Raw genomic sequence first — 26668 nt, 5'->3', positions numbered from 1 at the left:
CAAATCAAGTTTTTAGGCGTATCGTTTTTATTTGCTCTCACACCTTTTCTTTGCTTAAATCCATTAAGTTACTTAAAGCCGATTAGAAGGGAGACACCTATGGAAGGAAAGATGAAAGCGCTCGCCAAAACAAAACCAGGCCGCGGATTAGAACTTATCACAACGGATATCCCGAAAACGGGAGCCGAGGATTTATTGATAAAAGTAAAAGCCACTTCTATCTGCGGGACGGATGTCCATATATATAACTGGGATGCCTGGAGCCAGAACCGCATCAAGCCCCCTATCATCACCGGCCATGAATTCGCCGGTGAAGTGGTTGAAGTAGGCAAGGCGGTGCGCGGATTCCAAAAGGGCGATTTTATCTCCGCGGAAAGCCATATCCCCTGCGGTTATTGCTACCAGTGCCGCAACGACCAGCCGCATATCTGCGGAAACCTGAAAATACTCGGGGTGGATACCCAGGGTTGTTTTGCCGAATACGTGGCATTGCCCTCGGTCTGTGCCTGGAAGAATGCTAAATCAATGAAGCCTGAAATCGCCTGTATCCAGGAGCCATTAGGCAACGCGGTCTACACCATGCTTGTTGAAAATATCACCGGCCAGACTATCGCGATAATAGGCGACGGCCCCATAGGACTCTTTGCCATCGGCGTTGCTAAAGCCGCCGGCGCCGCCAGGATATTCAACATTATCAGAAATAAATTCCGTTATGATATCGCCAAGGAAATGGGCGCAACCGATATCCTGATGTATGACGACCAGAAAGCCGCGGATAAAATAATCGAGGCAACCGGCGGAGTCGGGGTTGATGTCGTTTCCGAAATGAGCGGCAGCCCTCAGGCGCTTCCTAACGCCATAAAAGTCGTCCGCAAAGGCGGGCGCTTTAACGCCTTCGGCATATTCCCTGGACCCATTCAGATTGATATCAACGACCTTATCTTCAAAGGAGTAAGGATAATTTGCTTTAACGGGCGCCTCATGTACCGCACCTGGTACCAGATGGCGGGACTATTGAATTCCGGAAAACTTGACCCCTCTCCGGTAATCACCCACAAATTCAAGCTGGAGGAATTCGAAAAAGGCTTTGCCGCGATGACATCCATGGAAATCAAAAGCGGTAAAATCATCCTGACACCGTAGAGAACTTATTTACCGGTCTGGCTGCCACGCGGACCGGTTCCCGGGGTTTGTGACGGCGTAGGCTTTTTACCGGAAGAAGGCGGAGGGGTAACGCCCGGCACACCCATTCCGCCGCCAACCGCGGAAAAATCAATCCTTATCCTGGCAAGAACAGGCAACCTGCGGACAATTAACTCCCACGGCGTATTTTTATAACGGCCGATAGTGCGTATAACCACGTTAAGAGTCTTGGCTAATTCATCCTCCCCTTCTTTCCCTCCGTATATCGTTATCCGGTCTTTTTGTGCCATCAGTTTTACCGCGCCCATAATTTTATCAGGCAAACTGCCTTTAGCATCGACATAACCGTCCTTATTATTTTTATCGTAAGTAATCCCGGCTAATTCCTCGATATGGCACAGGCACTCAAAAATCACCGTGCTGTAACAGTTCGTATTGCCGCCGGTCGGCTCAAGGTCTTTGGGTTTCAGTTTCATGATAAAATTCCTCTGTTGGTTAAGCCCGAACCTTTCAATATAAAGGTTGGCAAGCACCGCCTCGGCATGTGCAACAAACCGCTTGGGGCTGTCTTTGGCTTTTTCCGCCAGGGTCTCCTCCATATCTTTTATGAATTCATTAACCCTTTCCAGTTCTTTATCCGCCATCATAAGATACCCGGAAGAAATAGTGCCGTCGTCATCAAAAATGCTTTTGTCAATCGCCAGCCAGGCGCCGCTTTTGGCACAAATCTTTTGGAGAAGGCTGTATACGGGATCTCTGGAATACTTATAATTAAAATCCTCCCGGGAAATGAGTAGTGGAGCAAAGACAGGCAGAAATTTATCGAACGGCGCAACACAACCGTTATCGCCGGAATGGTTTTTCTTGTTTTTACTATCGCAGAATTTGCAGTAATGCATCTCGCAAAAGGTCGCTCCCGGCGCTCCGGACCCTGGCGGGGAAAACATATAATATTTTCCACCGGAATAAGCCGCCAAACGGCTCAATCCGTAAACACCATAGCCGGAAAAGACGTATGTATTATAATAAGGATAATTATGGAGATAATACTCATCTCCTGATGAAAGCTTTTTATCGTTTCCTTTTGGATACCACCATTCCAGGTGGGGATTGATAAAAGACAGTTCAATTTCCGCGGAATCCGCCCGATAAACCTTGCTGCCTTCGGGGACTTCGCCGTAAGGGTCTTTATTCGGGTCGCAAAGGATTGTCCCGCCGCCTATGACCAAAAGCTTAATCTTGTTCTCGTTAAGCAGAACCAGGGTATCTTCCAAATTGCTTTCCAGATCATTGTTCTGAACGGTAAAAATAACGAGGTGTTTTTTATTGTTAGGGTATTTCTTAAGCAACTCGACTGACTCCCTGATTGCCGCGCAGGAGTCTTTGTAACCGTCGTCAACCGACTGGAATACGGAGTTTATCCCGCTGGCAACGTTTTTTATGTTATCGGTCGGGTCGCAAACCATTACCGCCTTTTTGGCATACTTGATGACAGACATTTGGTATCCTTTGCATTTATCGAATGATTTGGCAATCGCCGCGGAAAGCAAATCAGGACATTTGGAAGTTTTCATGTAGGAGGTGTTATCCACCAGCCAGGCAATCAAGGGTGTATCCTTCGGATCTTTTGCAACATAACCATCTTTTTCCTTGGAAGCGGGTTTGTAAACCCCGGCAGTCCTGACGATATCATCAGTTATGCCGTTTAAATCAAGTCCGAAAATTGTGATATCTGATGAGCGGATGATTTTTTCCGAATCACCGTCTTGGGCATTCAGGAATCCGATTATCAAAGCGGCAAAAAACAGCCCGATGATGAAATATTTGGGTGCGTTTTTGTTCATACTTCTTTTGCCTTCTTATCCTTGAAGGCAACCATTATCTTTATTATACTGAATAAGCTTGCGGTGTCAATAGATTATATGAACGAACTTAACGGAATATTACTGGTTTATAAGGAATCCGGCCCGACCTCTTTCGCCGTGGTGGATAAGCTGAAGAAGCTCTCTGGCGCCAGGAAGGCCGGGCATACCGGCACGCTTGACCCTATGGCGAAAGGACTTCTCGTCGTCTGCTTCGGCAGGGCGACCAAGTCCATCCAGTTCATGGCATCCAACAAGGAATACGAAACCGTCATGCAGTTAGGCGTCGCCACGGACACGCTGGATAGAACAGGCAAGCCATTAAAGGAGATGCCCTACAAACATATTACCCGTGCGGCAGTGGAAAAGGTCCTGCCCGCCTTCAGGGGAAAAATCAAGCAGGTCCCGCCGATGTTTTCCGCGCTGAAGAAAGACGGCAAGAAACTATATGAGCTGGCACGGCAAGGCAAGACCATTGAACGCGCGGCGCGCGAGGTGGAAATCTCGTCCCTGGAAATGACCGGCTTTGACCTGCCTTATGTTTATCTGAAAATCGCCTGTTCCGGCGGAACGTATATCCGGTCTTTGTGCGACGATATCGGGCGCGCGCTTGGCTGTGGCGGGGTAATGCATCAGCTCACCCGCACCAGAATCGGCGATTATAAATTGGCTGACGCGGTGAAATTGGGAGAGTTAAAGACGAGGGAAGATATTATTAAACGATTGTTAGCCACAGATTACACGGATTGAACGGAATTAAGTTAAATTGAGTTTAGTCAATAGGAGAAAAATATGTGGGAAGGCTATAAATTAAAAATCACACTTGATAAAGGCGAGCTATTAATTATGGGTAATAAAAAGGATTAGAGTATATATCTGAATGTTGTTTATCAGCTATTGGCAAAAAAGGTCCGGGGGAAAATCATTATCATTTATTAGAAGATTTTCAAAACCTTGCGCCTGGGTCAATACCCACGGTGATTTATTATTCTGATGATGATGCTGATTACAAATAAATAATTTATTAAATCCGTGTAATCTGTGGCTAAAATAGAGGCGCCCCGAAATAATATCAGGACGCCCCCAAGCCAATCCTTAAACCAATTCCTGTATTACCGTGATTTCCACAGGCTAGGAGAACTGCCCTACTTATCCATTTATAGATATGGTTAAAAACAGAAAACGTCCAGTTGAAAAATACGATTTTTCAGCAGAAAGTCACAATCCCTTATAGAATAAGATATTGGAAGCGATTTTTTCTTAGCCTGCACTACCGGCAGAGGGGGGTAGGGGTATGGTGGTGGGTGGCATTAGGGCTTATTAGCCTATAAGTCGGGCTGGATTGGAAATACTGCTGCCAATGAAGCGTAATGACGTTCCGGCCGGTAAATGATACAGAGATGGCGGGGTAACGATGCCTATATCGCTGATTCATAATGCCAAGGTGTATTCTGGGAGAGAATCAGATGCCGGGTCAGTAACGGCGTTAGGGCCGTCCGAAGGTGCCTATATAGTGGGTTCTTCTGACTCTGATTAACGGCTCATAACGGTCTCACCAAGGATATGTAATACTCCCTTGTATGCATGATAAACACCAGCCGTCCCGACTCCCATGGGTTTGGATAAATAGCATGTCCACCTTGCATCAACACAGAAAAATAAATGAGTGGTTTTTTTGGAGGAGAGGATTAGGGAAAGGGAAATAGGGTTTTCGGAATGAACCTAACTCATTATGGAACGCCTACACACGTCGCATTCTCGAATTCAAGATAGCTGTTATCCACTATCTCCACGCCAGCGCGTTGACCCCCTCCTATATCATTCGCCAGCTTATATACAATGTAATAAGTCCTGAAATCGGTTGTTACTTCCCATTGTTTCATGTTGAGATAGCAAACCCCGCCGGTAAAAGCGCCCTTGCTGATAAATGCATCTCCGCTATCCCAGAATCCATTGCTGTTATTCTCCATCCAGACCTGGACTTCTATTTTAGAATCCGGGCAGGCAATGCCTGCATACGCGCCGACACCCTTATTTATCCTGAACTTTTTCCATTTAATTGTCCCGTCTGTCGCCTTCATGTCAAATTTAACATAAGCGATAGACTGCCCCATTTTAACCGAACTCGCGCCTACGGCTAAATCCGTCCAGTTGGTGGTTGTAACAGTCGGACCCGCCCCATATTCCAATCCCCAAGCGGAAAGCATGGAAGTCGTCAGTGGGTCGGAAGAGGAAAGATTCGCCCGTAACTTTACGCCGGTGATGCCGCTAAAAGTAACTGGATACGACACGGAAAGATTGGTTCCTGAAGCAACGTTCGCCACCAATAACGAGTTATCGGATGACTTCAAGACGTCCACGGTCAAGACAGTGCTGGTCGGCGTCGTTTTGGTGTAGGTCAGCACACCCCAGTAAGAAATACCGGCCGGTTCTATCGCTGGAGAAATATAATTGCCGGGAGAAGGAGCATAAGAGATGATAACCTGCCCGTTGCCGTTCTGATAGCCGGATGTAAAGGTTGTGGATGCTCCGGAGGACTTGCTCGAACCGCCGCCTCCGCCGCTACTCTCGGTAAAACCGCCACCGCCGCCGCCGTAATAGCCGCCGCCTCCGCCGCCGCCGCTGTCGCCTTGGCCAATGTAGTCATTAGCACCGGTACCGCCAACGCCAAGGACGCCAGCGCTACCGCTTACATCACCCCAACCGCCAGTTCCGCCGGCCGCCTGTGTTCCGCCGCCGCCGCCACCGGATCCACCGCTCTCCCCGGCGCTGCCGTTTTGACCGCCGGCGCCGCCGTTACTGAGATAAGCGGCTCCGCCGCCGCCGCCGGCAATAACAACACGGTTAGCCAAAGCCGTTCCGCCCTGACGGATATCTGAAGCACCGCCGCCGCCGCCACCAAAACCGCCGCCGCTGCCACCACTGCCGCCGCCGTTATAACCGCCGCCTCCGACATCCCAGTCAGCGCCGGCGCCACCCACATAGATATAAAGTGTCTGCCCGGGCGTGACAGCTATAGTCGTCTGGACTCTGGCGCCGTTACCGCCTGAGGTGTCGTCTTGCCATCCGAAACCGCCACGAGCGCCCTTTGCATCCACGGTAATCGAGATAACACCGGCCGGCACGACCCAGGACTGTTGGCCACCGGTGTAGTTATAGGTTATTACGGTGGCATTGTCGAGCACTACATCAGCCGCGCCGATGGTTGTCACCGTATTGGTAAACGTCCCATTGGTAAAAGTAGTTTGGGACCAGCTATCGGCGTAAGCGGGAAAGACGAAAGACAGGAAAACAAAGATGAGAGAGACGCAGAGAATACCGGCAACTAAAAGCAAACGCTGACGTTTCGGACGGGATATGCCACGGACCGCCGCTTGAATCGTAACTTCGCTATCGTTTCGCATCATGACAAAATGATATCAACCCATCCGCGTTCTGTCAAGGAAAATTTTTAGTGGGAGGAGGGGATTAGGGGAATGAAAATAGAATCTACGAATTACGTGCGAAACAACTCACCACAATACTTCCCCTTAATCATTTTTTTGTTTAACAGGTTAAGATTAATCTCTTTTATGGATTTATCATCTATCCATATAGCAATTAATTTTTTTTCTTTCTTATAAAGTGCCCAGAATCTTTGCCATTCTTTTGTTTTCTTTGGTGATGGAATATGTATCTTCCAATGCACATACTCGCATTTTTTACGGCAAATCGCACATTGTACCGATTCCACAGCTTGGTTTCTACGATAGGATTTACCGCATTCAATACAAACCCATGTTCTATTACTCATGATTTATTAATCTGTGTAATCTGTCCCCTTACGGGGAGGCTTCGCACTGGCTAATCTATTTCACCAACCCCTTAGTCTTGGATTCAAACAGCTTGTCTAAGCCGTCAAGGGATGAGTTCTTTTCTTTAAGCTTTGATTCGGACTCGACTCGCTTGGATTGGAGTTTATTCATTAATTCCTGTTTCTGCTGGTCAACAGAGGCGTCTATCTTCTGCTTGATTTGCGCCTTGGCATCTTCCATCCTTGCGGCAATCAGGTTCTTCACCGCATCGGAAATCTTGTCATCCAGATTGGATTTTATCTTCCAGGAGAATTTGCCCCCGTCTATGCTGACAAGTGCTTCTATCCTGATATCGTTGGACGAAGAAAGGACTCCGGCAATCTGCTTGGTCGCTTCGCTTTGTCCCATATCTTCCGGTGCGAATACTAACTCGCGCGGCAGTATCGTGATATTTATTTGGGTCTTTCCCCCACTGCTCACCAGAGCCGCGTGGATATCCGCCCTGCCGCCGGAAACGGTCTTGGGCAGGAACTTGGAATCGCCCAGCGAGAATCCCTTTAAATCATAATCCTTGATACTTAATACGAACAGGTCTTCACTGGACGTGGCGTCATGTTTCATCATGCCGTCCAGGGTAAATACCGGAGATGTGCTGGTTAACGATATAACAGTTGGCTTGCCGGAAAGGTTCTGGTCGGAGGAGATATGCTCAACGACCCCACTGAACTTAAGCTCATCGGATGATTTTTCTCCGGTCGTCACGACAACCTTCTTTAAGAGGAATGCCGGATACCCCTTTTTCTTTGGGAAGGCGATATCCATTCCGGTAAAAGCCTTTGCCTTGGGCGTTTCGGTTACCGGTCCGCCGGCAGGCATTAAATCCTTTATTATCTTATACCATTTCAAGGCGCTCTGTGCCCTATCGAGCCAGACCGGGCCCAAAGCCAGGCGGGAGATATCGCCTCCGGTAATCCCCTTGGCTTCGGTGATGGTTTTCAAGGCCGCTTCGTAATCCTTTTGCTTCAGCTGGTCAATCGTTGCCATGGCGGTATCGACATAGGCATAATCCGAACGCACCTGGTTTTCCGCGACTTTGACATCATTCTTTAATTTATCTATATCCTTTTTGACGTCCTTGGCTTTGTCCAGCTCCTTTTTCAGCTTGCGCGGGTCTTTTTCCTTGATGTTGATATCCTCAATCTGCTTTTTGATGGAATCAATCCGCGGGGTGAGATTGAGGTTATTCAATAAATCCATTGAATTCTTATGGCGCTTATCCAGCTCGTCATTGGCCTTCTGGATTTCGGCCGGGGCGGTCAGTTCATTGGGCTTGACGACGTCATCGACATTGACCTTTTGCTCGCCTTTAAGTATTTTAAGGGCGGGGACATCTTCGGTTTGGTCGGAGAGCGACTTTTTTTCCTTTTCAACCACCGGGTCGGGCGGCGGGATTTCCTTGGCAGGCAGTTTGCCGGAGGTCGTCCGCTTGGTGCCGGAGCGGATGCCTTCCACGGCCATTTCCTCTATCTCCACCTTGCCTTCCAGGAGCGGGCGCCAGTTCATCTTGAAGCGGATATCTTTTATCTCAAGGCGGCTCTGCCATTCGTTATCCGGGTCGGCCGACTGCAGGCCGTTAAGCGAGAAAGAAAGCCTCGCGAAGCTTAATTCAAGGCTGTTGATTTCCGTCTTGGCGCCGGTAACCATGGTGCCGGTGGTTTCCATCCCCCACTTAATCAGGTTATCCATGAAGAAGAATGAAAACAACGCCATCAGCGCCAAAATGACCGCAAATGTAATTATACCTTTCCAACGCATAATTCTTTGCTCTCTATTTAAGATTAACGTATGGAATAATAAAATCCTAAATCCGAAACACTAAATCCTAAATAACATCGAATATCTAAATTAATATATTACAAACAGCGTTTCTTGATATTTATAATTTAGAATTTGTTTAGCATTTAAATTTTAGAATTTAGTATTTGTTTATTCAGTACTTCCAAAACTAATTATTTTATGATACCAAGTATATATCTTGGTTGCCTGCAACGCCCGGAAGAACTTTGTCTTTTCCAGTTTCGGCTTAAGATTATTGCGATAAGAGACAACTCCTTTAGAGACAAATACCAGATTGGGAACGAACAGGATTAAAGAGATAACCAGGCTGCCCAGGACAAGGGTATTATTGAAATTGGTCCAGGGAACGATGGGCAGGTTGTATAAGAACGTCCAGAAGGAGTTAAGGAATCCGAAATCAACCAGCAAGAGATACCCCAACTGGTGCGAAAGCGGGTCGATTAAAAAGGCAAGGAGCTTGAATATCAGCATGGAGAAAATGGCTGAGGAAACATTAACGCGGATAATGCAAATCAAGAACAAGACCAGGAGATTGTGAAGGTTAAGAAGCGGGGTTAGCCCGAGAATGACGCCGAAGGCAAACCCGCCGGCAACCTGCCTAGGAGAGACATCGCCGTTAAGTATTTTGAATAGTTTCCGAAGTATTTTTAAGGTCAGCATTATTTAAGGTGTCATTCCCACGCAAGCGGGAATCTAGTAACTCAGATATAAAACATTGAAATAGATTCCTGCTTTCGCAGGAATGACAGTTTACAAAGCACACTTATTTTCTTACATACCTTATGATACCGCTATTGTCAAACAAATCAAGCCACAGATTACACTCATTATTTATATACCCTTTCCTTCTCTTCCATCTGTGAAATCCGTGGCTGATTTATTATCTGTTCCTTCATCTTCTTTATCAATATCCTCATACCCTTTTGCGATGAGATACCCTCGCGCCCGTTCGGCCAGTCTATACCGGTTGACGAGCTGCCAGAAGCGTTCGCCGTGGTTGGGATGAAGAATATGGGCCATTTCGTGGATGATGACATAATCCCTGACCCAGGCGGGCATCGCAGCAAGGCGGTGGGAAATGAGGATGGTTTTATTCCGGTGGTTGCAGACGCCCCATTTCGTTGTCTGCTCGGTCGAATATTCGATTGACCTGATATCTATCCGGTTATCGAAATACTCTTCGTTAAACCTGCGGCAGACCGCGTTAAGGTTTTGTTTGAGATTAAGCTCTTTCCTGAGGCTACGCCGTTCGAAGCGTTTGCGGAACTTGGCAATGACCGTGTTTAATTCCGCCTCGGGCGTGTGCCGGGGGGCGCTCACGAGCATTACACCGCCTTCCATGCGCGCGCTGATGGTCCGGCGGCGCCGGCGACTGCGGATGATTTTTATTTCCATGAATACTTAGTTCAATAGTTCATTAGCTCAATAGCTAAATTGAATAATGAACAGAGCGTTTTATTCAATGCTGATAATTTCGTAATGCAATGTGCCGGCCGGGACTTTGATATCCACTTTCTCGCCGGCCTTGTGTCCGAGCAATGCCTTGCCGACCGGGGTCATGATAGAGATGAATCCCTCGGAGGGGTCGGCCTCGCCCTCTCCCACCAATGTATATTCAAGGATGTCTCCTGAATCAATATTGCGCATTTTCACCTTGGAGCCGAAAGCTATGCCGTCCGCTTTCCTCTTGGCCAGATTGATTATTTCCGCGCGGCTCAGGCGGTCGCGCAGTTCGGCAATCTGGCGGTCCACCCGCCACATTTCCTCGCGGGCGCTGTCAAACTCCGAGTTTTCCGAAAGGTCGCCCAGCTCACGCGCCTCGCCCAGGCGTTTTTCCACGGCCGAGCGCACTTCTTCCTCCAGATATTTCAGTTTCGCGCGCAGTTTCTCAAAACCTTCGGGCGTTATCGGCAGGCGTTCCATATTCAAACCTTTCTCCCAAATGAAGCTTGCTCACGATGAATCTGCTTCGGGATGCCGAGGCAGTCCAATACGGGAAACTTCATTTGGCAAGTTCCTTGTCTTCTTTTTCTATCTTGTCTTTAAGAGATTTCTGGTAATCCCATACCTTTTTACGAAGCACCGAGTTTGAAGAGGCCAGTATTTTAAGTGCGGCCAGGCCGGCTTCTTCGGGCTCCAAGACCAGCATCGGGCAAACGCCTGAAGGCATCCTAAGCGTTGACCAGATGTCCGCACCGCCGAATTTATCGCTGTAAGGGGGACAGGCAATAACAGGAGAGGCTGTATTGGCATCCACGAATCCGCTTAAAGCGTTGCTGCGACCGGCAACCGTGATAAAAACTGTGTTCTCGCCTTTATGCTCTTTAAGGATATCCAGCGCTTTAAGAGGCACTTTATGGGCCGAGGCTATTTTCATGATGCACTGAATGGCGAACTTCTTTACGAAATCGGCTATCTTTTTCGAATGTTCCAAATCCCCTTTTGAACCCATGATGATTACAATTTTCATCAGGCTGCTCCTTTCTTTAAAGCGTAGAGCCTATAGCTTAGAGCGTATAGTAAATCAGTGAAGGCTTTTTGCAAAGCCTGTTATCATTTTACACACTTCTTCTAACTCGCCAGTTAATTGCTCTTTTAAAGATACAGTAATATACTTACGGCGGACAAAAACAACCAGCATACTTACCACTTCATATGCTGACCGTTTTGCGTAACTCAGGAAAACCGTTATTTCTTTACGTGTGTTACAACCTGTTGCTTCCGCGATATTATTAGGAATAGATAATCCGGCCCCTCTAAGCTGCTCGGCAAACCGGAAGAGGTTTTTATCGGCTAATTCATCGGCAATATCCAATAACTTATCTAAAAGCACTATTGATTTTTTCCACACCTCTAACGTTTCAAACCTAAACATACCTGTTCCCTTTATTCTACTATAAGCTCTATGCCCTAAGCTCTAAGCTAGGTTTTCCCTCACATATTTTACGGCATTAAGGAATACCATCATGCCGTCGGTCGGCTCGTTTATCTTTTCCCGCCTCCAGCGCGGGTGGTTGGTCGGGTCCTGGAATCGTTCCGGATGAGGCATCATACCCAGAATCCGTCCGGTCGAATCGCAGATGCCGGCGATATTATCCACTGCCCCATTCGGGTTAAACGGGAAACGGCTGGTCGGCTTGCCTTGGGGAGTTGAATACCGGAATACAATCTGCTTATTCTGCTTAAGGCGTGCCAGCACTTTTTTATCCATAGGTATGAACTTGCCTTCGGCATGCGCCACCGGAAAATAGACCGGATCATTATGCCATTCCCTGGTAAAAACGCACAGATCCGATGATTTCTTGAGATACACCCAGCGGTCGTCGTAACGGCCGGAATTGTTGGTGGCAAGAGTTGCTTCCTGCTCGAGCTTATTTTCCGTTAAGCCAAAGCCGGGCAAAAGCCCTAGCTTAGTCATTATCTGGAACCCGTTACATATCCCGATAATCAGTTTGCCTCCATGGATGAATTTGAGCAGGTCTTCGGAAAGATTCTCCCTGATTTCGTTTGCCAGGACCGTGCCCGCGCCGAGGTCATCGCCGTAGGAAAAGCCGCCCGGAAAAGCAAGGATATGATACTGATGAATCAATTCTTTATTACCAACCCATTTATTAATATGTATTAAATCACCTAAAGCACCCGCTTTTTCAAAAGCTGCTTTGGTTTCGTAATCGCAGTTTGTCCCGGCCGTGCGCAATATAAACACTTTAGGTTGCATAGAGGCATTATAATGATAACCTGAAGTTAGTCAAAGATTTTAGGCACGCCTATTACCAACACTATAAGGTAAAAGCTTCCGGCAATAAACCGGAAAGCTTCCTTTTTATATACTTGCCCTTTGTAGTGGCTAATATCAATTCCAGTTTGGGTGCAAATTCGGCAATGACCTGTAGGCAGGCGCCGCAGGGCATGGCTATTTTAGAACTGTTCGTAACGATTACCATCATCTTAAACTTCAGCTCGCCTTCTGATACCGCTTTGAATATTGCCACCCTTTCGGCGCAGACGGTTAATCCGTAAGAAGCGTTCTCGATATTAGACCCTGTGAACACCTTATTGCCCATGGTTAATAACGCCGCGCCGACTTTAAAGCGCGAATACGGCACGTAGGCATTCTTCATCGCCGCTTTCGCTTGGTTAATTAATTCAGCGTTTTTCATATTATACTCCTAATTTATTATCTCTCTTATTATGCCGCTTAACCTGCCGTTTATCCGGCGCATTATAGATAATACATCCTTATGATTCAATAATTCTTTAGTTAAACCTGCCGCCTTGTTAACCAGACAGGAAATACCTAACACCTTCATCCCCATCTGGACGCCTGCCAATACTTCCGGGACAGTGGACATCCCGATTGCATCCACCCCGAGCGTTCTCAGCATCTTTATTTCAGACGGTGTTTCAAAGTTCGGGCCGGTTACTGCCCCGTAAACGCCTTTACGCAGGTTTATGCCGAGCTTATTTCCAATCCTCTGGACCCTATCAATAAACTGCGGGCTATAGCAATCACATACCCGCCTGAACGACTCTCGTTCGTAAGGCTCGTCCGGGAGGACAGTCGGGCAGGAATCAGGAAAGCGCGGACCTAATCTTTCATCATGTTTACCGATCAACGGATTCATAAACATGAGGTTAATATGGTCTTTGATAAGCATGATATCGCCGGTTTTATATTGCGGATTCACGGCGCCGGCGGCGTTTGTCACGATAAGGTGTTTTGCCCCAAGCAATCCGGCTATGCGCACGGGTAACACTACTTCAGACGGATTATGCCCCTCATAATAATGTAAGCGCCCGCTGAATATGATGACATTAACTCCATTCCGTTGCGCGACGATTAATTCGCCTTTATGCCCGGCAACGGTCGGATGAGGAAAATGAGGAATACTTTTATAAGGAATTCTCTTAATAATCCGGTAATCGCTGGGGGAAATAATGTTTACCCCGGAGCCGAGTATTACGACATAATCCGGCGTAATTGATACGCATACGCGCTTTTTAAGAAATGCCGTTATCAATCTCAACGTATTTTTCATAAATTAACATTAATCAGAAATAACATACTTATGCTTTAAGGTCAAGAAACCTTTAAATCGTTCTGAATCGAAAGCGTGTTTACCCCGTTAGAAAGGCCTACAAGTGAGTAATAAACTATTGCACTACTATAAACATTGTCCCTTGAACTTTCTAACGGGGTGAATATCTTTGACAAATCCAAAAGCCGATGATATTTTATAGCACATTATGCCTAAAGCAGAAGGACAGATATTCCCGTTTGACAAGCCGGATAAAATCAAGGCAGGCTTTCTTGAAAGCTTCCCTTATAAAGGCGAGCGACAGCTTATCCAATATACGACCAGGGAATTCTCCGCAGTCTGCCCTTTTTCCGGATTGCCCGATATTGCCACTGTAATCGTCGAATATATCCCGGACAAGCTCTGCGTGGAACTGAAATCGCTTAAATATTACTTTATCTCTTTCCGTAATGTCGGCATTTACCAGGAAGCGGTAACCAACCGCGTCTTTGCCGATTTGTGGAAACTGCTGAAACCTAAAAGATTGCTGGTCAAGACCATTTACAATACCCGCGGAGGGATTGATTCGGTTTGCCAGATAGAAAAGGGAATAAAATATTCTTAACTAAACGGAAACCACTTATAATTTCCGATAAGTATTATTAATCTTACACTTGATTAACTATATTAATTAGAAAGGACGAGTTATGGCAGCAGAGACGACGGCAACTTCGAACCGAGGATGGACAGTAACCCTGGCGGCCACGGGTATTAACCTGGCACTGGGCGTTCTTTATTCATGGAGCGTTATTTCCAAAGCAATCCCCAAAGAATGGGGCTGGGATGAAGCCCAAAAAGCATTGCCTTACACGATTGCCTGCCTTTTCTTCGCTTTTATGATGGTTCCGGCGGGTAAATTGCAGGATAAATTCGGTCCCCGGATGGTTGCCGCATTAGGCGGAATATTCGTCGGCGCCGGTTTTATTTTAGCCAGCCGGTTTACTACGATTCCCATGTATATCATATTCTTCGGGGTTTTAGCCGGAACAGGCATCGGCTTCGGATACGCCTCGGCCACTCCTCCGGCGATAAAATGGTTCCCGGCAGCCAAGACAGGATTGATCGCGGGTATCGTAGTTGCCGGATTCGGACTGGCTTCGGTTTATACCGCCCCGCTATCCAACTATCTTATCGGCCAATACGGAGTTCCTAATACAATGATGGCTCTGGGTATCGCTTTCCTTGTCGTGGTGGTAATACTTGCCCAATTACTTAAAAACCCGCCTGCTCCTGTTACGCCTGCCGCGACTTCGGCAACCGCCGCGGTCAAGAGTTCCGATTACTCCGCCAAGGAAGTCCTTTCCACCTACCAATTTTATATGTTATGGCTGATGTATGCATTTAACGCCGGCGCGGGACTTATGGTCATCGGAAAATTGGCGATTGTTGTACAAGAACAATCAGGTTATAAAGGCGGATTCCTTATGGTCGCGCTTCTGGCAATCGGAAATGCCGGCGGCAGGGTTTTTGCCGGCGTGCTTTCAGATAAAATCGGGCGCGTCAGGACACTGCAGATTTTCACCTTGGTACAAGCCGCATTAATGTTCCTGACACCGTCTATGGATGACAAGATAGTCCTGGCGGTGTTTTCCACCCTTATCGGAATGTGCTACGGCTCCAACCTTTCCGTATTCCCATCGCTCACCAAAGATTTCTTTGGGATAAAGAACTTTGGCGTCAACTACGGGATGATATTTACGGCCTGGGGAGTCGGTTCCACCTTGACACTGGTCTGCGGAATAATTTATGAAAGGACCAAGTGTTTCCAGATGGCGTTTTTCTTATCCGGAGCCTTATTGATTGTAAGCATTATATTATCCTTTACCATAAAAAAGCCGACTAAAGCATAAATGACGGATATAAACCGGTATCTGGGCTTTGCCAGGGAAACGGCACTGCGCGCCGGGAGTTTGCTTACCGGAATGGCGTCTAACTTCGGCAAGATACACTATAAAACCAATTCCGGCAACCTGGTCACCGCCGCGGATAAGGCTTCCGAGGCACTGATTATCAAAGCAATCAGGAAGGAATATCCGCATCATTGCATCATGGCCGAAGAATCCGGCGCCTGTAACGGAACTGATAAGGAATTCGAATGGCTGGTTGACCCGCTGGACGGCACGACCAACTACGCGCACCAACTGCCTTTATGGTCGGTTTCAATCGCCTTAGCCCATAATAAAAAGGTTATTGCCGGGGTGGTTTACCACGTCAGCCTGAAAGAACTGTATTACGCCGCCAAATGCAAAGGCGCGTATTGCAACGGGAAAAGGATACATATCTCCAAAACGCCTGCGCTGAAGAAAAGCTTGTTGGTTACAGGCATCCCCTACTCCACCAGAGAAGACCCGCATGATAACTTTGTTAACTTCAAGAAGTTCAGCTTAATCGGACAGGCGGTCAGGCGTTTAGGCTCGGCGGCAATCGATATGTCTTATCTCGCCTGCGGACGATTTGACGGCTACTGGGAACGCGACTTGCAGCCCTGGGACGTCGCCGCAGGTTCAATCATCATAACCGAGGCCGGCGGGAAATTAACCAGGTTTAACGGGACTCCTTATCAAGTATATTCCCCTAGTGAAACGCTTGCCAGCAACGGACTGATTCATAAAGAAATGATGTCCGTTCTTAAACATTGAAAATATTATGCTGGATAATTCCGTATTAAACATACTAAAATCCGTTATTCCATCAGACCGCATTTCAACCGCGCCGGAAGATTTAACCGCGGCATCTTATGACGCATCAAAACGAATGGCTCAACCTGATGTCGTCATAAAACCGATTAAGCCTGAAGAGATTTCCGCAGTCCTTAAAATAGCCAATGAGAATAATATTCCGGTTTACCCGCGCGGCGCCGCCACCAGCGTAACCGGCTCGGCCGTGCCTGTAAAAGGCGGAATTGTAATTGACACGAGCAAAATGAACCATATTATCGAAATCAATAAAACCAATCTTATGGCTATTGTCGAACCGGGCGTGGTCGTCGGTGATTTCCAGAAAGCGGTCGAAAAAGAAGGATTGTTTTATCCGCCTGACCCGGCAAGCGCGGACACCTGCACCATCGGGGGCAATATCGCCACCTCGGCCGGAGGGCTTCGCTGTATCAAATACGGCGTGACGCGTGATTACGTTATCGGCCTCGAAGCCGTCTTGGCGGACGGAACGATTATCCATACAGGCAGTTATACGATAAAGTGCTCAACCGGATACGACCTGACCCGTTTATTCGTCGGCTCGGAAGGCACGCTCGGCATCTTCACCAAAATCATTCTCAAACTAATCCCGAAACCGGAGCACAGGGAAACGATTATAGCTTTTTACCGGAAAGTTGATACCGCAGTCTCCGAGGCGCAAAAGATACTTGATAACGGAATACTGCCGACCGCGTTGGAATTCATGGACGAACGCTCCACCAAAGCGGTCCAGAGTTACTACAAGGAGTTTTCTATGCCGGAAGGAACCAAGGCAATAATCTTACTGGAGCTTGACGGCGCTAAATCCGACACTTTAAGATTGGCTGATGAAACGATCAAAATATGGGAAAATGGCGACGCGATAAAGATTCTCCATGCCAAAAACAGAATCGAGGCGGATAATTTATGGGCAGTGCGCAAGGCAATCTCGCCGGCGCTATTTTCCATAACCGAGCAGAAAATCAGCGAAGACATCTCGCTCCCCTTAAATAAAATAATACCGATGATGGAAACACTTGCCGGGCTGGAGGCAAAATACGGAATCCCGATAGCGGTCTTCGGGCATCTGGGAGACGGCAATTTACATGTCAATCTCCTGACTTCGGTCGGTGGGCAGGAAAAACCGGCTGAAGAAGCCGTTGAAGAAATATTCAAAGCCACGGTAGCTCTCGGCGGAACGCTTTCGGGCGAGCATGGAATCGGCATAACCAAATCAAAATATATTTCCCTGGCAATTCCACCGCGGGAATTCGAAATAATGAAGCAGTTAAAAAATCTCTTCGACCCCAAAGGTATATTAAACCCGGGCAAACTGTTTTAACCCGCTAAATAATCTCGCAAACCAACCCTATTTATGCTAAAATAAAATTATGGATGACATTTCAAAGGCATTAAAACGTTGCGCCAAGTGCGGAACATGCCGCTCGGTCTGCCCGGTATTCAAGGAATCCAAGGATGAGACGCTCTCAACACGAGGCAAGCTTGCGCTATATGATAAAGCCCTTAAAGGGGATTTAACAGCTTCTGCTACTTTGCGGAAGATACTGGATCAATGCCTTGTGTGCATGAAGTGCAAGTATAAATGCCCCTCATTGGTGGAAACCACGGAACTCATCCGCTCGGCTCGGGAATGGATTGGCATGCCGTTACTCTTAAAAATAGGATTCAGGTTTATAGTGCCCCACCGATGGCTTTATGATTGGACATTGCAGATTGCGGATTGCGGATTGAGAATTTATAATAAATTATTCATCCGAAATAACCAGGCGCGAGGAATTACCCGACATCTCCCATTGGCATTGACGGATCCGTTTAATAAAATACCGGCGATAGCCAAGAAAACGGCTTTATCGCAAGCCTCAAACTCTAAACCCCAAATTCCAAACCGGAGGGTTGGTATTTTTGTCGGATGCCTGATTAATTATGTTTATCCTGAAGTTTACGTAGCGACAACCAACCTCTTGGATAAATATGGCGTTTCATATGTTACGCCTAAAGACCAGCTTTGCTGCGGGACTCCGCTACTCTTATACGGAGACAGGAACAATGCCAGACGCATCGCGCGGCATAATATGAAAGTATTCCAAAGGGAAAAGGTGGACGCGATTATTACCATGTGCGCCTCGTGCGGGAGGATGCTCAAGGACGAATATCCGAGGTTACAGGTTACAGATTGCAAGTTACAAGTTCCAATAATGGATGTTATGGAATTTCTATCCACGGTTACAAGTTATCCCGATATTCATCGGGACGCCGCCCTCTTCGCTTCGCTTCGAGGACCTTCGGCTTCGCTCCGCAATCTAAAAACTACTTACCACCAACCCTGCCACTTTACCTGGACAAAAGCCGGAGAAATAAGCAGGGAAACACTGAAAGAAATATCAGATTATAAAGAAACGGATGAAGAAAACCTATGTTGCGGAGGCGGGGGCGCATTCACCTTTAAATATCCGGAATTATCCAGACAAATCGGACAGCATAAAATAGAATTATTATTAAAGATATCCCCGCCCGACGGAACGTCGGGACGAGGCTCGCCTACGGCGGCAAACATACAGACTGTCGTTACCGGATGCCCGGGATGCATTATGCAGTTAAGATATTTATTGAATAGCTCGGGGAAAACCGATATTAATGTTAAACATATAACGGAGTTATTAACGAGTGGCAGAAAATAATCATAGTTTTATTGAGCGATTTAAAGGATACATACCAACCAGGCGGAAGAAACTGCGCTCGTTGCTTATTTTAACCGGAATCATATTGTTCGCCCTGAAAGTAAGCGAATGGAATAATGCTTTTACTATCCCTGCAATAATAATCATGCTGCCGGGAATGGCGTTACACCTCTGGACAAAGGGACATCTTCACCAGAATAAAATCCTCACTAAAACCGGCCCTTACAGGTGGATAAGGAATCCGTTTTACCTTGCCGACCTTTTAATAGACTTGGCCATATGCCTGATGGTAAACAGCGTCATCCTTGGCATTACCTATATCGCGTTATGGCTCTTTGTATACCTCAAAACCATCCGGCGCGAGGAAACGACGCTCGAAGGAATTTTCGGGGATGATTTCATCGATTACAAATCCAAAGTCCCAATGCTTGTCCCTTACAAACTGCCGTTAAAAAGTGAAGGCGAGCAATCAACGGTTTTTTCCTGGAAAAGCCCGAATATCGCCGAGGGGAAAGAAATATCGCGCCTGTTATCATTCGCCTATCTGCCGTTTCTTTTCTATTGCCTTTCCGGAATAATGAGCGAGGGAATAGATTTCACCTTAGACGGTTTTAACACGCTGGCATTAAGCATGTTTATATTGTTGGCATGGCTGGCTTACGCAATACGGATTATCTTAAAGGAAAAGAAACCAGCTTTGCCCGAATGGGCAGGAGTTAATATCATCCAGTATATTTTTATGGTATTATTTTTGGATGCTCTTTTCTTTGTCAATCATTTTCCGATTGGAACAAAAACCTTTGTTCTAAAGATAGAATTATTATCATCCATTCTTTTATTAATATTCATCTTACTAAGCCCAAAAAGGCTTTGGTTAAAATTCCGGTTTTATAACACGATAAGATGCATTATCGCATTGTTATTGTCTTTCCTGGCTGAACAACCGTGGCTCGCATTATTCCCTTTGGGCTATTATATCCCGCGGATAATCCATGGAGAAAAAGCAGAGAAACAGCACACAAGATGGGCCACACCATTCCTGATAACAATAGGATTTCTGCTTATAGGAACCGGCTTGATGTTATTAAAGATGAATTTACACAGCGGTATTGTTATATCATTCTGGTAAATTCTTTAGGGCTTACCATGAATCAGCAACGGTTCACGGCTTATACCTTTTTCCGTTCCTGATTAAGCTGGTAATATCCCGGCCGCCCCAGATAATCATCTCACCTGTCCCGCCGGCTTCAGGAAGGCCGGTCCAAACCGCGTAATGATAGGCTCTTAAAGAAGGTGCATTTGTTGAATTTAACGCTACCCATGTATCGTTTGCCGGGTCATAAACACCGCCATCATTAAAGTAATCAATGCTGTTCTTGCCGCCCCAGACAAGCATATAAGTCCCTGTCCATAGAGCGGTATGGTTCATCCGTGCTGATGGCGCATTGGTCGAGGTAATCGTGCCCCACGTCCCATTAAGGACATCGTATTTTAGGCCCGTATTAACAACACCGGTTGCTTCTTCCCCTCCCCATAATAACACATATCCTTTACCAGGATAAGACCCTGTACAGATAGCGGTATGATATCTCCGGCCTAAAGGCGTTTCAGGCGGAGCAATAATATTTGTCCAGGTATTACCGGCAAAATTATATTTTCCCCCTGAATTCAAATAAGCGCCCGAACTATTCCTGCCGCCCCAGACAATCATATTTTGTCCATCCCAAACCGAGGTGTGCAACCGCCTTGCCTGAGGAGCCGTGGTCGAGTCTATGGATAACCACGCACCGGAGCCCGGATTGTATCTTGCGCCTGATGAAAAATAAGTCCCACCGGATCTCCCTCCCCAAATAATCATATCATTCCCTGCCCATATTGTCGTGTGTTCTGTCCGGCTAAGCGGCGCGCCGGTAGTGGTAAGTGCAGTCCAGGTATTGGTGATGGGATTATAGATTGCTCCGGAATAAAGAGTGCTTGTCAGGCTTTCTCCTCCCCAGATAATCATATCGCTTCCGGTCCAGACAGCGCTATGGCCGCGCCGGGCGACGGGTGTATTGGTTATGGGCAGTGCTGTCCATGTATCGGAAACCGGGTCATAAATAGCGCCGCTATCAAAATAATTGATGCCATTATACCCGCCCCAGACTATCATTTTATCACCTGTCCAAACAACCGTGTGGCCTGTTCTGGTAGAAGGCGAATCGGTCGTCGTTATTGATACCCAGGTATCGGTAATAGAATAATATATGGCACCGGTATCATAATAAACAGCCCCGTTTGTTCCGCCCCAGACAAGCATTTCATTATTAACATTATCCCAGACTGCGGTATGCCCATAACGGCTGATAGGAGCATTGGTATCATTTATTGCCGTCCAGGTATCATTAGTCTTATAGACAGCTCCGGTATTAAGGGCGGTTCCATTGTAATCTCCACCCCAAATAATCATATCCGAGCCTGTCCAGATAGCGGTATGAGCTTTTCTCTGCTGTGGGGAATCGGTCCAGGTTAATTCCGTCCATGTATTGGCTGAAGGATTATAACGCCAGCCGGTTTTCATATCATTGGTCGCATGCCCGCCCCAAAATATTACTTCCGTTCCGCTCCAGACCGCCGTATGTTCAGCCCGCGCTTCAGGAGCCCTGGTTCCGGTAATCACCGCCCAGGCATCATTAATCACATCATATTTAGCTCCCGTATTTATAAAACTGATGAAATCATTTTGTCCGCCCCAAACGATCATCCCATTGCCAACCCAGGTAGCGGAATGAGACGCGCGCTGAAAAGGGGCGCCGGTATCGGTTATCACCGACCAGCTGTCCAAAGACGCCTTATATTTGCCGCCTGAATTTAAATACGCGCCGCTATTATCCTGCCCGCCCCAGATAAGCATTTCATCTGTGCTGCCTTCTATGATAGAACCGGTCCAAACTGCGGTATGGTTGTACCGGGCAGAAGGAAGGTTTGCGCCTAATCCAGTGGCGGTCCATGTATCGGTTGCGGGACTGTATCGCCCGCCCGATTGCAAAGCGCCCGAGCCATCCTGCCCGCCCCAAATAATCACCTCGCCCGTCCCTCCATCAAAAAGATTTCCGGTCCAAACAGCTGATTGATGAATCCTGCCGGCAGGAGCATTGATTAACGTCATGTCATGCCACTCGCCTGAAGGCAAATTAATAATAGACCAGATATAATCAGGCGGAGAATAAGTTTTGCCATCGTTAAGATAGGTAGCCAAATCAGGCGTGCCGCCCCAGATTATCATTTTACCATCCGCCCAAACAGCGGATGAATACAAACGGACAGTCGGAGCGTTTGCATCGTTCATTTCAAACCAGCGCGCCACCTCACCGCTGCTTCCAGTAGTTGTATCATCTTCATCATCATCGCGGAAACATCTGGCACCGGAATTCACAAATATGGCAACAGTAATCACCAGCAAAATACACAGTTTGACCGCAGATTTCATATCTATTTATTTTATTATAAATCCTGATAAGGTCAAGGATAATTTTTGCCGATGTAATACTTGACCACCACAACTTATTAATGTTACACTTACTTATCGGAGTTTTAAGTTTAGCCTATGAGACAATTATTAACCCTGCTATTAATCGCCCTGATATTATCTTTCCAAATTATCAATGCAGAGGAAAAGACAGATAGCGAAACAAAACCGACTTTAACTAACCTGACACTATCATTCGGCAAAGAATTTCTCTACTATTCCGAGAAAGAACCGGACACCAAAACAGATTCAAGAGCCATGTGCAAGAATGAAATCTTACGCTTCAATGCTTCTGCTAAATTATTTTATTCCTGGGTAATCGGTGTTAAGGGGGTATTGCCGTTATCGATAAACAAGACGACCGAAAAATGGGATTCATTGGGCTATTCTGATACCTATCAGGAAAACTCCCTTACTTACGAATGGACGCGCTACGACGCCTATTTTGGCTATTCTTTTTACCACTCCCCCCAGCACCTTAATTACATAGTCTACGGAGGCTACCGACAATCAGATTCAGAATTTAAGCGCGTTGAATTTGTAGTTCTGGGCGTACCCCAATCAACAGTAAGCACGGAAGAAGTTGAATCAAAATGGATGCTAATCGGGTTGAAAGGCGAAGGTATCATAAAAGAAAAACTTCCTGACTACCAATACCGCGACAAAAAAGACGAACCCCCTATCAGATGGAAATGGGGTTGGGGAATAGAAGCAGGCATCCCGCTTAATGTCAGGACAACCAACTCGATAACGCCCGATATCGTCTTTAAAAACAGGGGGGGGTATTCTTTTGAAGGACAGGGATGGCTGGATTATATTATCCCCAAATCAGCAGGCCTGGTTGCCTTGCAAACACAACTCCATTTTGGACAACTGCACTGGACGGGCAGTTCATGGGAAGATACGATTTACGGCACCACCAAGTGGCCCAAGAATGACACATTATATTTCGGATTGGATTTAGGGCTTAACTGGCGTTTTTGACACCAAACACCAAAGCAGCCGCGCCTAATAAACCAGCATTTTCTCCTAACTTCGCAGGAAGGACTTTTGGTTTCCTAAACGCATGCCTCATAACGCCATCCTGAACGGCTTTTCTTAAAGGTCTGAATAATATATCACCGGCATTAGCCACTCCCCCGCCAATTACTACCATTTCCGGGTCAAAGACATTAATCAATGATGCTACACCAAGCCCCAAATAACGCGCCGCCTCACTGACTACGTGCCGTGCGATATTATCCCCTTTCCTTGCCGCGTTAAAAACATCCTTGGCGCTGATATTTTTAATATTGAATTGTATTTTAAGTTTCTTGTAATCGCGGACAATTGCCGTCGCGCTGACCAATGCCTCCAGATGTCCGCGTCTGGTACAACTGCACACGGGGCCTTCGGCCTTAACCATCATATGCCCGATTTCCGCAGCATAGAAATGGCTTCCCCGGTATATCTTATTGTCTATAATAATCCCTCCGCCCACGCCAGTCCCCAATGTCAGGCAGATAAGATTCCGTACTTTCTTTCCAGCACCCCAGCATTTCTCTCCCCATGCCGCGAGATTTGCATCATTATCCATCACGACCGAAACTTTAAATTCTTTTTCCAAAGGTTTCTTTATATTAATCCCGCGCCAGCCGATAAGATTAGGAGAATCCGCCAGGACAATCCCCTTATCCGTATCAACGCAACCAGGCACAGCAAGACCGATCCCGGCAATAGATTTACAATTAATAGATTTAACAAGTCGTTTGATAAGAAGAATTCCCTGCTTCCCGTCAGGCGCCTTGGTGAACGAGACAGTTTTCTTACGTTTGATTTGCCCAGACTGATTAACCAATGCGGAGGACAAATGCGTTCCGCCCAAGTCGATACCAATCGCAAATGAATTCATCGGCTTAACAAATATCTCTTACCGGGACGGCTTTTTCATTGGGCTGTTTCACTCCACACTTCTTGAGGAGCGATGCCCATTCCTTATCCACGCTTGCCTGAATTTTTTCTATCACCGGCTTGTTTTCCGCCTTGTCAAAAAGGTGCTTGAATCTGCCCTGGGGCTTTAACCATTCAGTAATCGCTTTTTTCTCTTTGGGCATATAATTCAACTTCCACTCGCCGTTTTCTATTTCATAAAGCGGCCAGTAGCAGGTATCTGCAGCGACACGGGCTAATTTCATGGATTTCTCCATCGGGACGCGCCAGCCGCGATGACAGGGAGAAAGGACATTGATAAAGCTGGGGCCGTTCGCCGCCAGTGCTTTTTTAACCTTTGATATTAAGTCGCTCCAATGAGCCGGGGTTGATTGGGCGACATAAGGAATATTGTGGGCAGCCACTATCGCAGTAAGGTCTTTACGGAAAACATTCTTGCCGTAACCGACCGAGCCGGCCGGCGATGTCGTGGTCGAAGCGCCCATTGGGGTCGCGCCTGAACGCTGGATGCCGGTATTCATATATGCCTCGTTGTTATAGCAAACATAAAGGAACTGGTGTCCACGCTCCAAGGCTCCGGAAAGAGATTGCAACCCGATATCATAGGTGCCGCCGTCACCGCCAAGGGCGATGAATTTAATGGTCTTATTGATTTTGCCTTGCCGTTTCAGCGACTTGTAAGCCGCTTCTATCCCTGAAATAGTCGCGGCGGAGTTTTCAAAGGCACTGTGAATCCAGTTGCATTTCCAGGCCGTATAAGGATAAGTGGCAGTCGCGACATATAAACAACCGGTTGCCGCAGAAACTACGACAGGGTCTTCCACAGAAAGCATAATCTGCCGCATGGTCGTGGCAGCGCCACACCCAGCACAGAGCCTGTGACCTGAAGCAAAAAGCTCTTCTTGCATAGACATTTCCTTGCGCTGGAACACACCGGTCGGGCAAATCTTGGAGCAATCCGAACATGATTCATATTTTTCTATATCGAGCTTAGGAACCCAGGCAATATGCCTTTCTACACCCCTGCCTACAAAACCAACCGAATCCTGGTGTTTTACATCGGCTGAATACCGGACGCATAACCCGCAAAGTATACAGGCATCCATCTTTTTATTAAACCTGGTTTCTTTAATACCGTATTCCTGGGCAAGTTTCTGGAGCATCTTATTGTAAGGAACCAGTGGCAGCAATAATTCGGTCATCAACTTACGAATCTTGTTCACCTTTGGAGATCCAGTCTGGACATCCAAGCCTTCCTCAACCGGATAGGCGCAGGAAGCGACTATGCGTGATTTGTTTCCACGAACAAGTTCCACCATACAAAGCCTGCAGGCACCAAAGGGTGTCAGGTCTTTATGGTAACAGAGCGTCGGGATAATAACCCCTATTTTCTGGGCTGCTTCCAGGATAGTCTTCCCGGATTCTATGGATACGCTTTTACCGTCAATTTTAAGGTTTACTTGTGTCATACTTCATTATCCTCTTTTATATCATAAATTGTATATCTGTTTATCAGGTTATAAAACATCTGATTAACTCCTGATTACCGCAATAGGTTTTTTCAAAGATTCCGGCAATTTACTTTCAGGAGAAATCTTGTCAACCGCCCTGAATTTCTTCGGGCAGACTTCAAAGCAAGTGCCGCACTTGGTGCATGTCTTCTGATCGATGACATGGACCATTTTTCTATCGCCAGTAATGGCTTTCACCGGACACTGTTTAAGGCAAACCATACATCCAGCGCATTTTTCCGGATTTATGTAATAAGATGTCAATGCCTTGCATACACGTGCCGGGCATTCTTTATTCCTGATATGTGCATCGTATTCGCTGCGGAAATACTTGATGGTAGTAAGCACCGGGTTTGCCGCGGTCGTGCCCAGAGCGCATAACGATGCCTCCAGCAAATCCGCGATATCCAGCAGTAATTCCACATCACCCTCCCTGCCTTTGCCTTCAACTATCCTGTCCAATACCGTAAGCATCTGGGCAATGCCTTCCCTGCAGGGAATACACTTGCCACATGATTCTTCCGAAAGGAATTTGACGAAATAACGCGCCACATCAACCATGCAGGAATCTTCATCCATTATAATCATTCCCCCGGAACCCATCATTGAACC

General features: G+C 46.9%; 24 protein-coding genes and 1 pseudogene (1 of these 25 running past the window's edge). 9 read left to right on the top strand and 16 right to left on the bottom strand.

Going from position 1 to position 26668, the window contains the following annotated elements; genetic code table 11:
* Nucleotides 1–99 precede the first annotated feature (99 nt).
* Nucleotides 100–1143, top strand: a complete 1044-nt coding sequence (gene tdh, locus HY811_04015) for an L-threonine 3-dehydrogenase (GenBank protein ID MBI4833970.1) — start codon at nt 100–102, stop codon at nt 1141–1143.
* A 5-nt stretch (nt 1144–1148) separates the two neighbouring features.
* Here the strand turns inward: tdh and HY811_04010 are convergent, their stop codons facing one another.
* A complete protein-coding gene (locus HY811_04010; protein MBI4833969.1) occupies nt 1149–2987 on the bottom strand; it encodes a VWA domain-containing protein in 1839 nt (612 codons plus the stop codon).
* Between the two features lie 78 nt (nt 2988–3065).
* On the opposite strand from HY811_04010, the gene truB reads away from it, so the two are divergent.
* Nucleotides 3066–3755 carry a tRNA pseudouridine(55) synthase TruB gene (truB, locus tag HY811_04005; GenBank protein ID MBI4833968.1) on the top strand — a complete coding sequence of 230 codons (690 nt, stop codon included), beginning with the start codon at nt 3066–3068 and terminating at the stop codon, nt 3753–3755.
* Nucleotides 3756–4735: 980 nt separating this feature from the next.
* Here truB and HY811_04000 read toward each other — a convergent pair.
* From HY811_04000 to HY811_03950, 11 genes are all read right to left on the bottom strand, one after another.
* Nucleotides 4736–6412 carry a hypothetical protein gene (locus HY811_04000; protein ID MBI4833967.1) on the bottom strand — a complete coding sequence of 559 codons (1677 nt, stop codon included), beginning with the start codon at nt 6410–6412 and terminating at the stop codon, nt 4736–4738.
* 89 nt (nt 6413–6501) lie between these two features.
* A complete protein-coding gene (locus tag HY811_03995) occupies nt 6502–6798 on the bottom strand; it encodes a hypothetical protein (GenBank protein MBI4833966.1) in 297 nt (98 codons plus the stop codon).
* A 55-nt stretch (nt 6799–6853) separates the two neighbouring features.
* Nucleotides 6854–8614, bottom strand: coding sequence for a TIGR03545 family protein (locus HY811_03990; protein ID MBI4833965.1), 1761 nt, complete (start codon nt 8612–8614; stop codon nt 6854–6856).
* Between the two features lie 171 nt (nt 8615–8785).
* The gene (locus tag HY811_03985; GenBank protein MBI4833964.1) at nt 8786–9316 is read right to left on the bottom strand and encodes a TIGR03546 family protein; all 531 of its coding nucleotides are present in this window, start codon (nt 9314–9316) and stop codon (nt 8786–8788) included.
* Nucleotides 9317–9487: 171 nt separating this feature from the next.
* Complete coding sequence (locus tag HY811_03980; GenBank protein MBI4833963.1) at nt 9488–10051, bottom strand: M48 family metallopeptidase; 564 nt, start codon at nt 10049–10051, stop codon at nt 9488–9490.
* A gap of 60 nt (nt 10052–10111) precedes the next feature.
* Nucleotides 10112–10579, bottom strand: coding sequence for a transcription elongation factor GreA (greA, locus tag HY811_03975; protein ID MBI4833962.1), 468 nt, complete (start codon nt 10577–10579; stop codon nt 10112–10114).
* Nucleotides 10580–10658: 79 nt separating this feature from the next.
* Nucleotides 10659–11126 carry an AIR carboxylase family protein gene (locus tag HY811_03970; GenBank protein MBI4833961.1) on the bottom strand — a complete coding sequence of 156 codons (468 nt, stop codon included), beginning with the start codon at nt 11124–11126 and terminating at the stop codon, nt 10659–10661.
* Between the two features lie 54 nt (nt 11127–11180).
* Nucleotides 11181–11531: a four helix bundle protein gene (locus HY811_03965; GenBank protein MBI4833960.1), complete on the bottom strand. Its 351-nt coding sequence runs from the start codon at nt 11529–11531 to the stop codon at nt 11181–11183.
* A gap of 42 nt (nt 11532–11573) precedes the next feature.
* Complete coding sequence (purQ, locus tag HY811_03960; protein ID MBI4833959.1) at nt 11574–12374, bottom strand: phosphoribosylformylglycinamidine synthase I; 801 nt, start codon at nt 12372–12374, stop codon at nt 11574–11576.
* A gap of 61 nt (nt 12375–12435) precedes the next feature.
* Nucleotides 12436–12816, bottom strand: a complete 381-nt coding sequence (cdd, locus tag HY811_03955) for a cytidine deaminase (GenBank protein MBI4833958.1) — start codon at nt 12814–12816, stop codon at nt 12436–12438.
* A gap of 9 nt (nt 12817–12825) precedes the next feature.
* Nucleotides 12826–13695: a purine-nucleoside phosphorylase gene (locus HY811_03950; GenBank protein MBI4833957.1), complete on the bottom strand. Its 870-nt coding sequence runs from the start codon at nt 13693–13695 to the stop codon at nt 12826–12828.
* A 208-nt stretch (nt 13696–13903) separates the two neighbouring features.
* Between HY811_03950 and queF the strand changes: the two genes are divergently transcribed.
* The 6 genes from queF (at nt 13904) to HY811_03920 (ending at nt 20237) form a co-directional block, all read left to right on the top strand.
* Complete coding sequence (gene queF / locus HY811_03945; GenBank protein MBI4833956.1) at nt 13904–14299, top strand: NADPH-dependent 7-cyano-7-deazaguanine reductase QueF; 396 nt, start codon at nt 13904–13906, stop codon at nt 14297–14299.
* Between the two features lie 82 nt (nt 14300–14381).
* Nucleotides 14382–15584: an OFA family MFS transporter gene (locus HY811_03940; protein ID MBI4833955.1), complete on the top strand. Its 1203-nt coding sequence runs from the start codon at nt 14382–14384 to the stop codon at nt 15582–15584.
* Nucleotides 15585–16373: an inositol monophosphatase gene (locus HY811_03935; protein ID MBI4833954.1), complete on the top strand. Its 789-nt coding sequence runs from the start codon at nt 15585–15587 to the stop codon at nt 16371–16373. It begins immediately after the preceding gene.
* A gap of 7 nt (nt 16374–16380) precedes the next feature.
* Nucleotides 16381–17751, top strand: a complete 1371-nt coding sequence (locus HY811_03930; protein MBI4833953.1) for an FAD-binding protein — start codon at nt 16381–16383, stop codon at nt 17749–17751.
* Between the two features lie 49 nt (nt 17752–17800).
* A complete protein-coding gene (locus HY811_03925; protein MBI4833952.1) occupies nt 17801–19108 on the top strand; it encodes a (Fe-S)-binding protein in 1308 nt (435 codons plus the stop codon).
* Nucleotides 19095–20237 (top strand): isoprenylcysteine carboxylmethyltransferase family protein, encoded by a 1143-nt coding sequence (locus HY811_03920; protein ID MBI4833951.1) that lies wholly within the window; start codon nt 19095–19097, stop codon nt 20235–20237. Before HY811_03925 ends, HY811_03920 begins: the two co-directional genes overlap by 14 nt.
* Nucleotides 20238–20270: 33 nt before the next feature.
* Here the strand turns inward: HY811_03920 and HY811_03915 are convergent, their stop codons facing one another.
* Nucleotides 20271–22577, bottom strand: coding sequence for a hypothetical protein (locus tag HY811_03915; GenBank protein ID MBI4833950.1), 2307 nt, complete (start codon nt 22575–22577; stop codon nt 20271–20273).
* A gap of 117 nt (nt 22578–22694) precedes the next feature.
* Between HY811_03915 and HY811_03910 the strand changes: the two genes are divergently transcribed.
* Complete coding sequence (locus tag HY811_03910) at nt 22695–23600, top strand: hypothetical protein (protein ID MBI4833949.1); 906 nt, start codon at nt 22695–22697, stop codon at nt 23598–23600.
* Here HY811_03910 and HY811_03905 read toward each other — a convergent pair.
* From HY811_03905 to HY811_03895, 3 genes and pseudogenes are all read right to left on the bottom strand, one after another.
* Nucleotides 23584–24507, bottom strand: a complete 924-nt coding sequence (locus tag HY811_03905; protein ID MBI4833948.1) for an ROK family protein — start codon at nt 24505–24507, stop codon at nt 23584–23586. The genes HY811_03910 and HY811_03905 overlap by 17 nt on opposite strands.
* Before the next feature lie 4 nt (nt 24508–24511).
* Nucleotides 24512–26014: a (2Fe-2S)-binding protein gene (locus HY811_03900; GenBank protein MBI4833947.1), complete on the bottom strand. Its 1503-nt coding sequence runs from the start codon at nt 26012–26014 to the stop codon at nt 24512–24514.
* A gap of 63 nt (nt 26015–26077) precedes the next feature.
* Nucleotides 26078–26668 (bottom strand): annotated as a pseudogene (locus tag HY811_03895) (NAD(P)H-dependent oxidoreductase subunit E) (it continues 1336 nt past the right edge of the window).

This window comes from Planctomycetota bacterium (genome assembly GCA_016207825.1).
Lineage (GTDB): Bacteria > Planctomycetota > MHYJ01 > JACQXL01 > JACQZI01 > JACQZI01.
Note: the sequence above shows the minus strand (reverse complement) of the source record. Positions and strands in the feature narration are given on the sequence as shown.

Excerpts from the sequence above, each read along its gene's own strand:
- tdh (MBI4833970.1), top strand. The coding sequence starts at position 100 with ATGGAAGGAAAGATGAAAGCGCTCGCCAAAACAAAACCAGGCCGCGGA.
- HY811_04010 (MBI4833969.1), bottom strand. The coding sequence starts at position 2,987 with ATGAACAAAAACGCACCCAAATATTTCATCATCGGGCTGTTTTTTGCC.
- truB (MBI4833968.1), top strand. The coding sequence starts at position 3,066 with ATGAACGAACTTAACGGAATATTACTGGTTTATAAGGAATCCGGCCCG.
- HY811_04000 (MBI4833967.1), bottom strand. The coding sequence starts at position 6,412 with ATGATGCGAAACGATAGCGAAGTTACGATTCAAGCGGCGGTCCGTGGC.
- HY811_03995 (MBI4833966.1), bottom strand. The coding sequence starts at position 6,798 with ATGAGTAATAGAACATGGGTTTGTATTGAATGCGGTAAATCCTATCGT.
- HY811_03990 (MBI4833965.1), bottom strand. The coding sequence starts at position 8,614 with ATGCGTTGGAAAGGTATAATTACATTTGCGGTCATTTTGGCGCTGATG.
- HY811_03985 (MBI4833964.1), bottom strand. The coding sequence starts at position 9,316 with ATGCTGACCTTAAAAATACTTCGGAAACTATTCAAAATACTTAACGGC.
- HY811_03980 (MBI4833963.1), bottom strand. The coding sequence starts at position 10,051 with ATGGAAATAAAAATCATCCGCAGTCGCCGGCGCCGCCGGACCATCAGC.
- greA (MBI4833962.1), bottom strand. The coding sequence starts at position 10,579 with ATGGAACGCCTGCCGATAACGCCCGAAGGTTTTGAGAAACTGCGCGCG.
- HY811_03970 (MBI4833961.1), bottom strand. The coding sequence starts at position 11,126 with ATGAAAATTGTAATCATCATGGGTTCAAAAGGGGATTTGGAACATTCG.
- HY811_03965 (MBI4833960.1), bottom strand. The coding sequence starts at position 11,531 with ATGTTTAGGTTTGAAACGTTAGAGGTGTGGAAAAAATCAATAGTGCTT.
- purQ (MBI4833959.1), bottom strand. The coding sequence starts at position 12,374 with ATGCAACCTAAAGTGTTTATATTGCGCACGGCCGGGACAAACTGCGAT.
- cdd (MBI4833958.1), bottom strand. The coding sequence starts at position 12,816 with ATGAAAAACGCTGAATTAATTAACCAAGCGAAAGCGGCGATGAAGAAT.
- HY811_03950 (MBI4833957.1), bottom strand. The coding sequence starts at position 13,695 with ATGAAAAATACGTTGAGATTGATAACGGCATTTCTTAAAAAGCGCGTA.
- queF (MBI4833956.1), top strand. The coding sequence starts at position 13,904 with ATGCCTAAAGCAGAAGGACAGATATTCCCGTTTGACAAGCCGGATAAA.
- HY811_03940 (MBI4833955.1), top strand. The coding sequence starts at position 14,382 with ATGGCAGCAGAGACGACGGCAACTTCGAACCGAGGATGGACAGTAACC.
- HY811_03935 (MBI4833954.1), top strand. The coding sequence starts at position 15,585 with ATGACGGATATAAACCGGTATCTGGGCTTTGCCAGGGAAACGGCACTG.
- HY811_03930 (MBI4833953.1), top strand. The coding sequence starts at position 16,381 with ATGCTGGATAATTCCGTATTAAACATACTAAAATCCGTTATTCCATCA.
- HY811_03925 (MBI4833952.1), top strand. The coding sequence starts at position 17,801 with ATGGATGACATTTCAAAGGCATTAAAACGTTGCGCCAAGTGCGGAACA.
- HY811_03915 (MBI4833950.1), bottom strand. The coding sequence starts at position 22,577 with ATGAAATCTGCGGTCAAACTGTGTATTTTGCTGGTGATTACTGTTGCC.
- HY811_03910 (MBI4833949.1), top strand. The coding sequence starts at position 22,695 with ATGAGACAATTATTAACCCTGCTATTAATCGCCCTGATATTATCTTTC.
- HY811_03905 (MBI4833948.1), bottom strand. The coding sequence starts at position 24,507 with ATGAATTCATTTGCGATTGGTATCGACTTGGGCGGAACGCATTTGTCC.
- HY811_03900 (MBI4833947.1), bottom strand. The coding sequence starts at position 26,014 with ATGACACAAGTAAACCTTAAAATTGACGGTAAAAGCGTATCCATAGAA.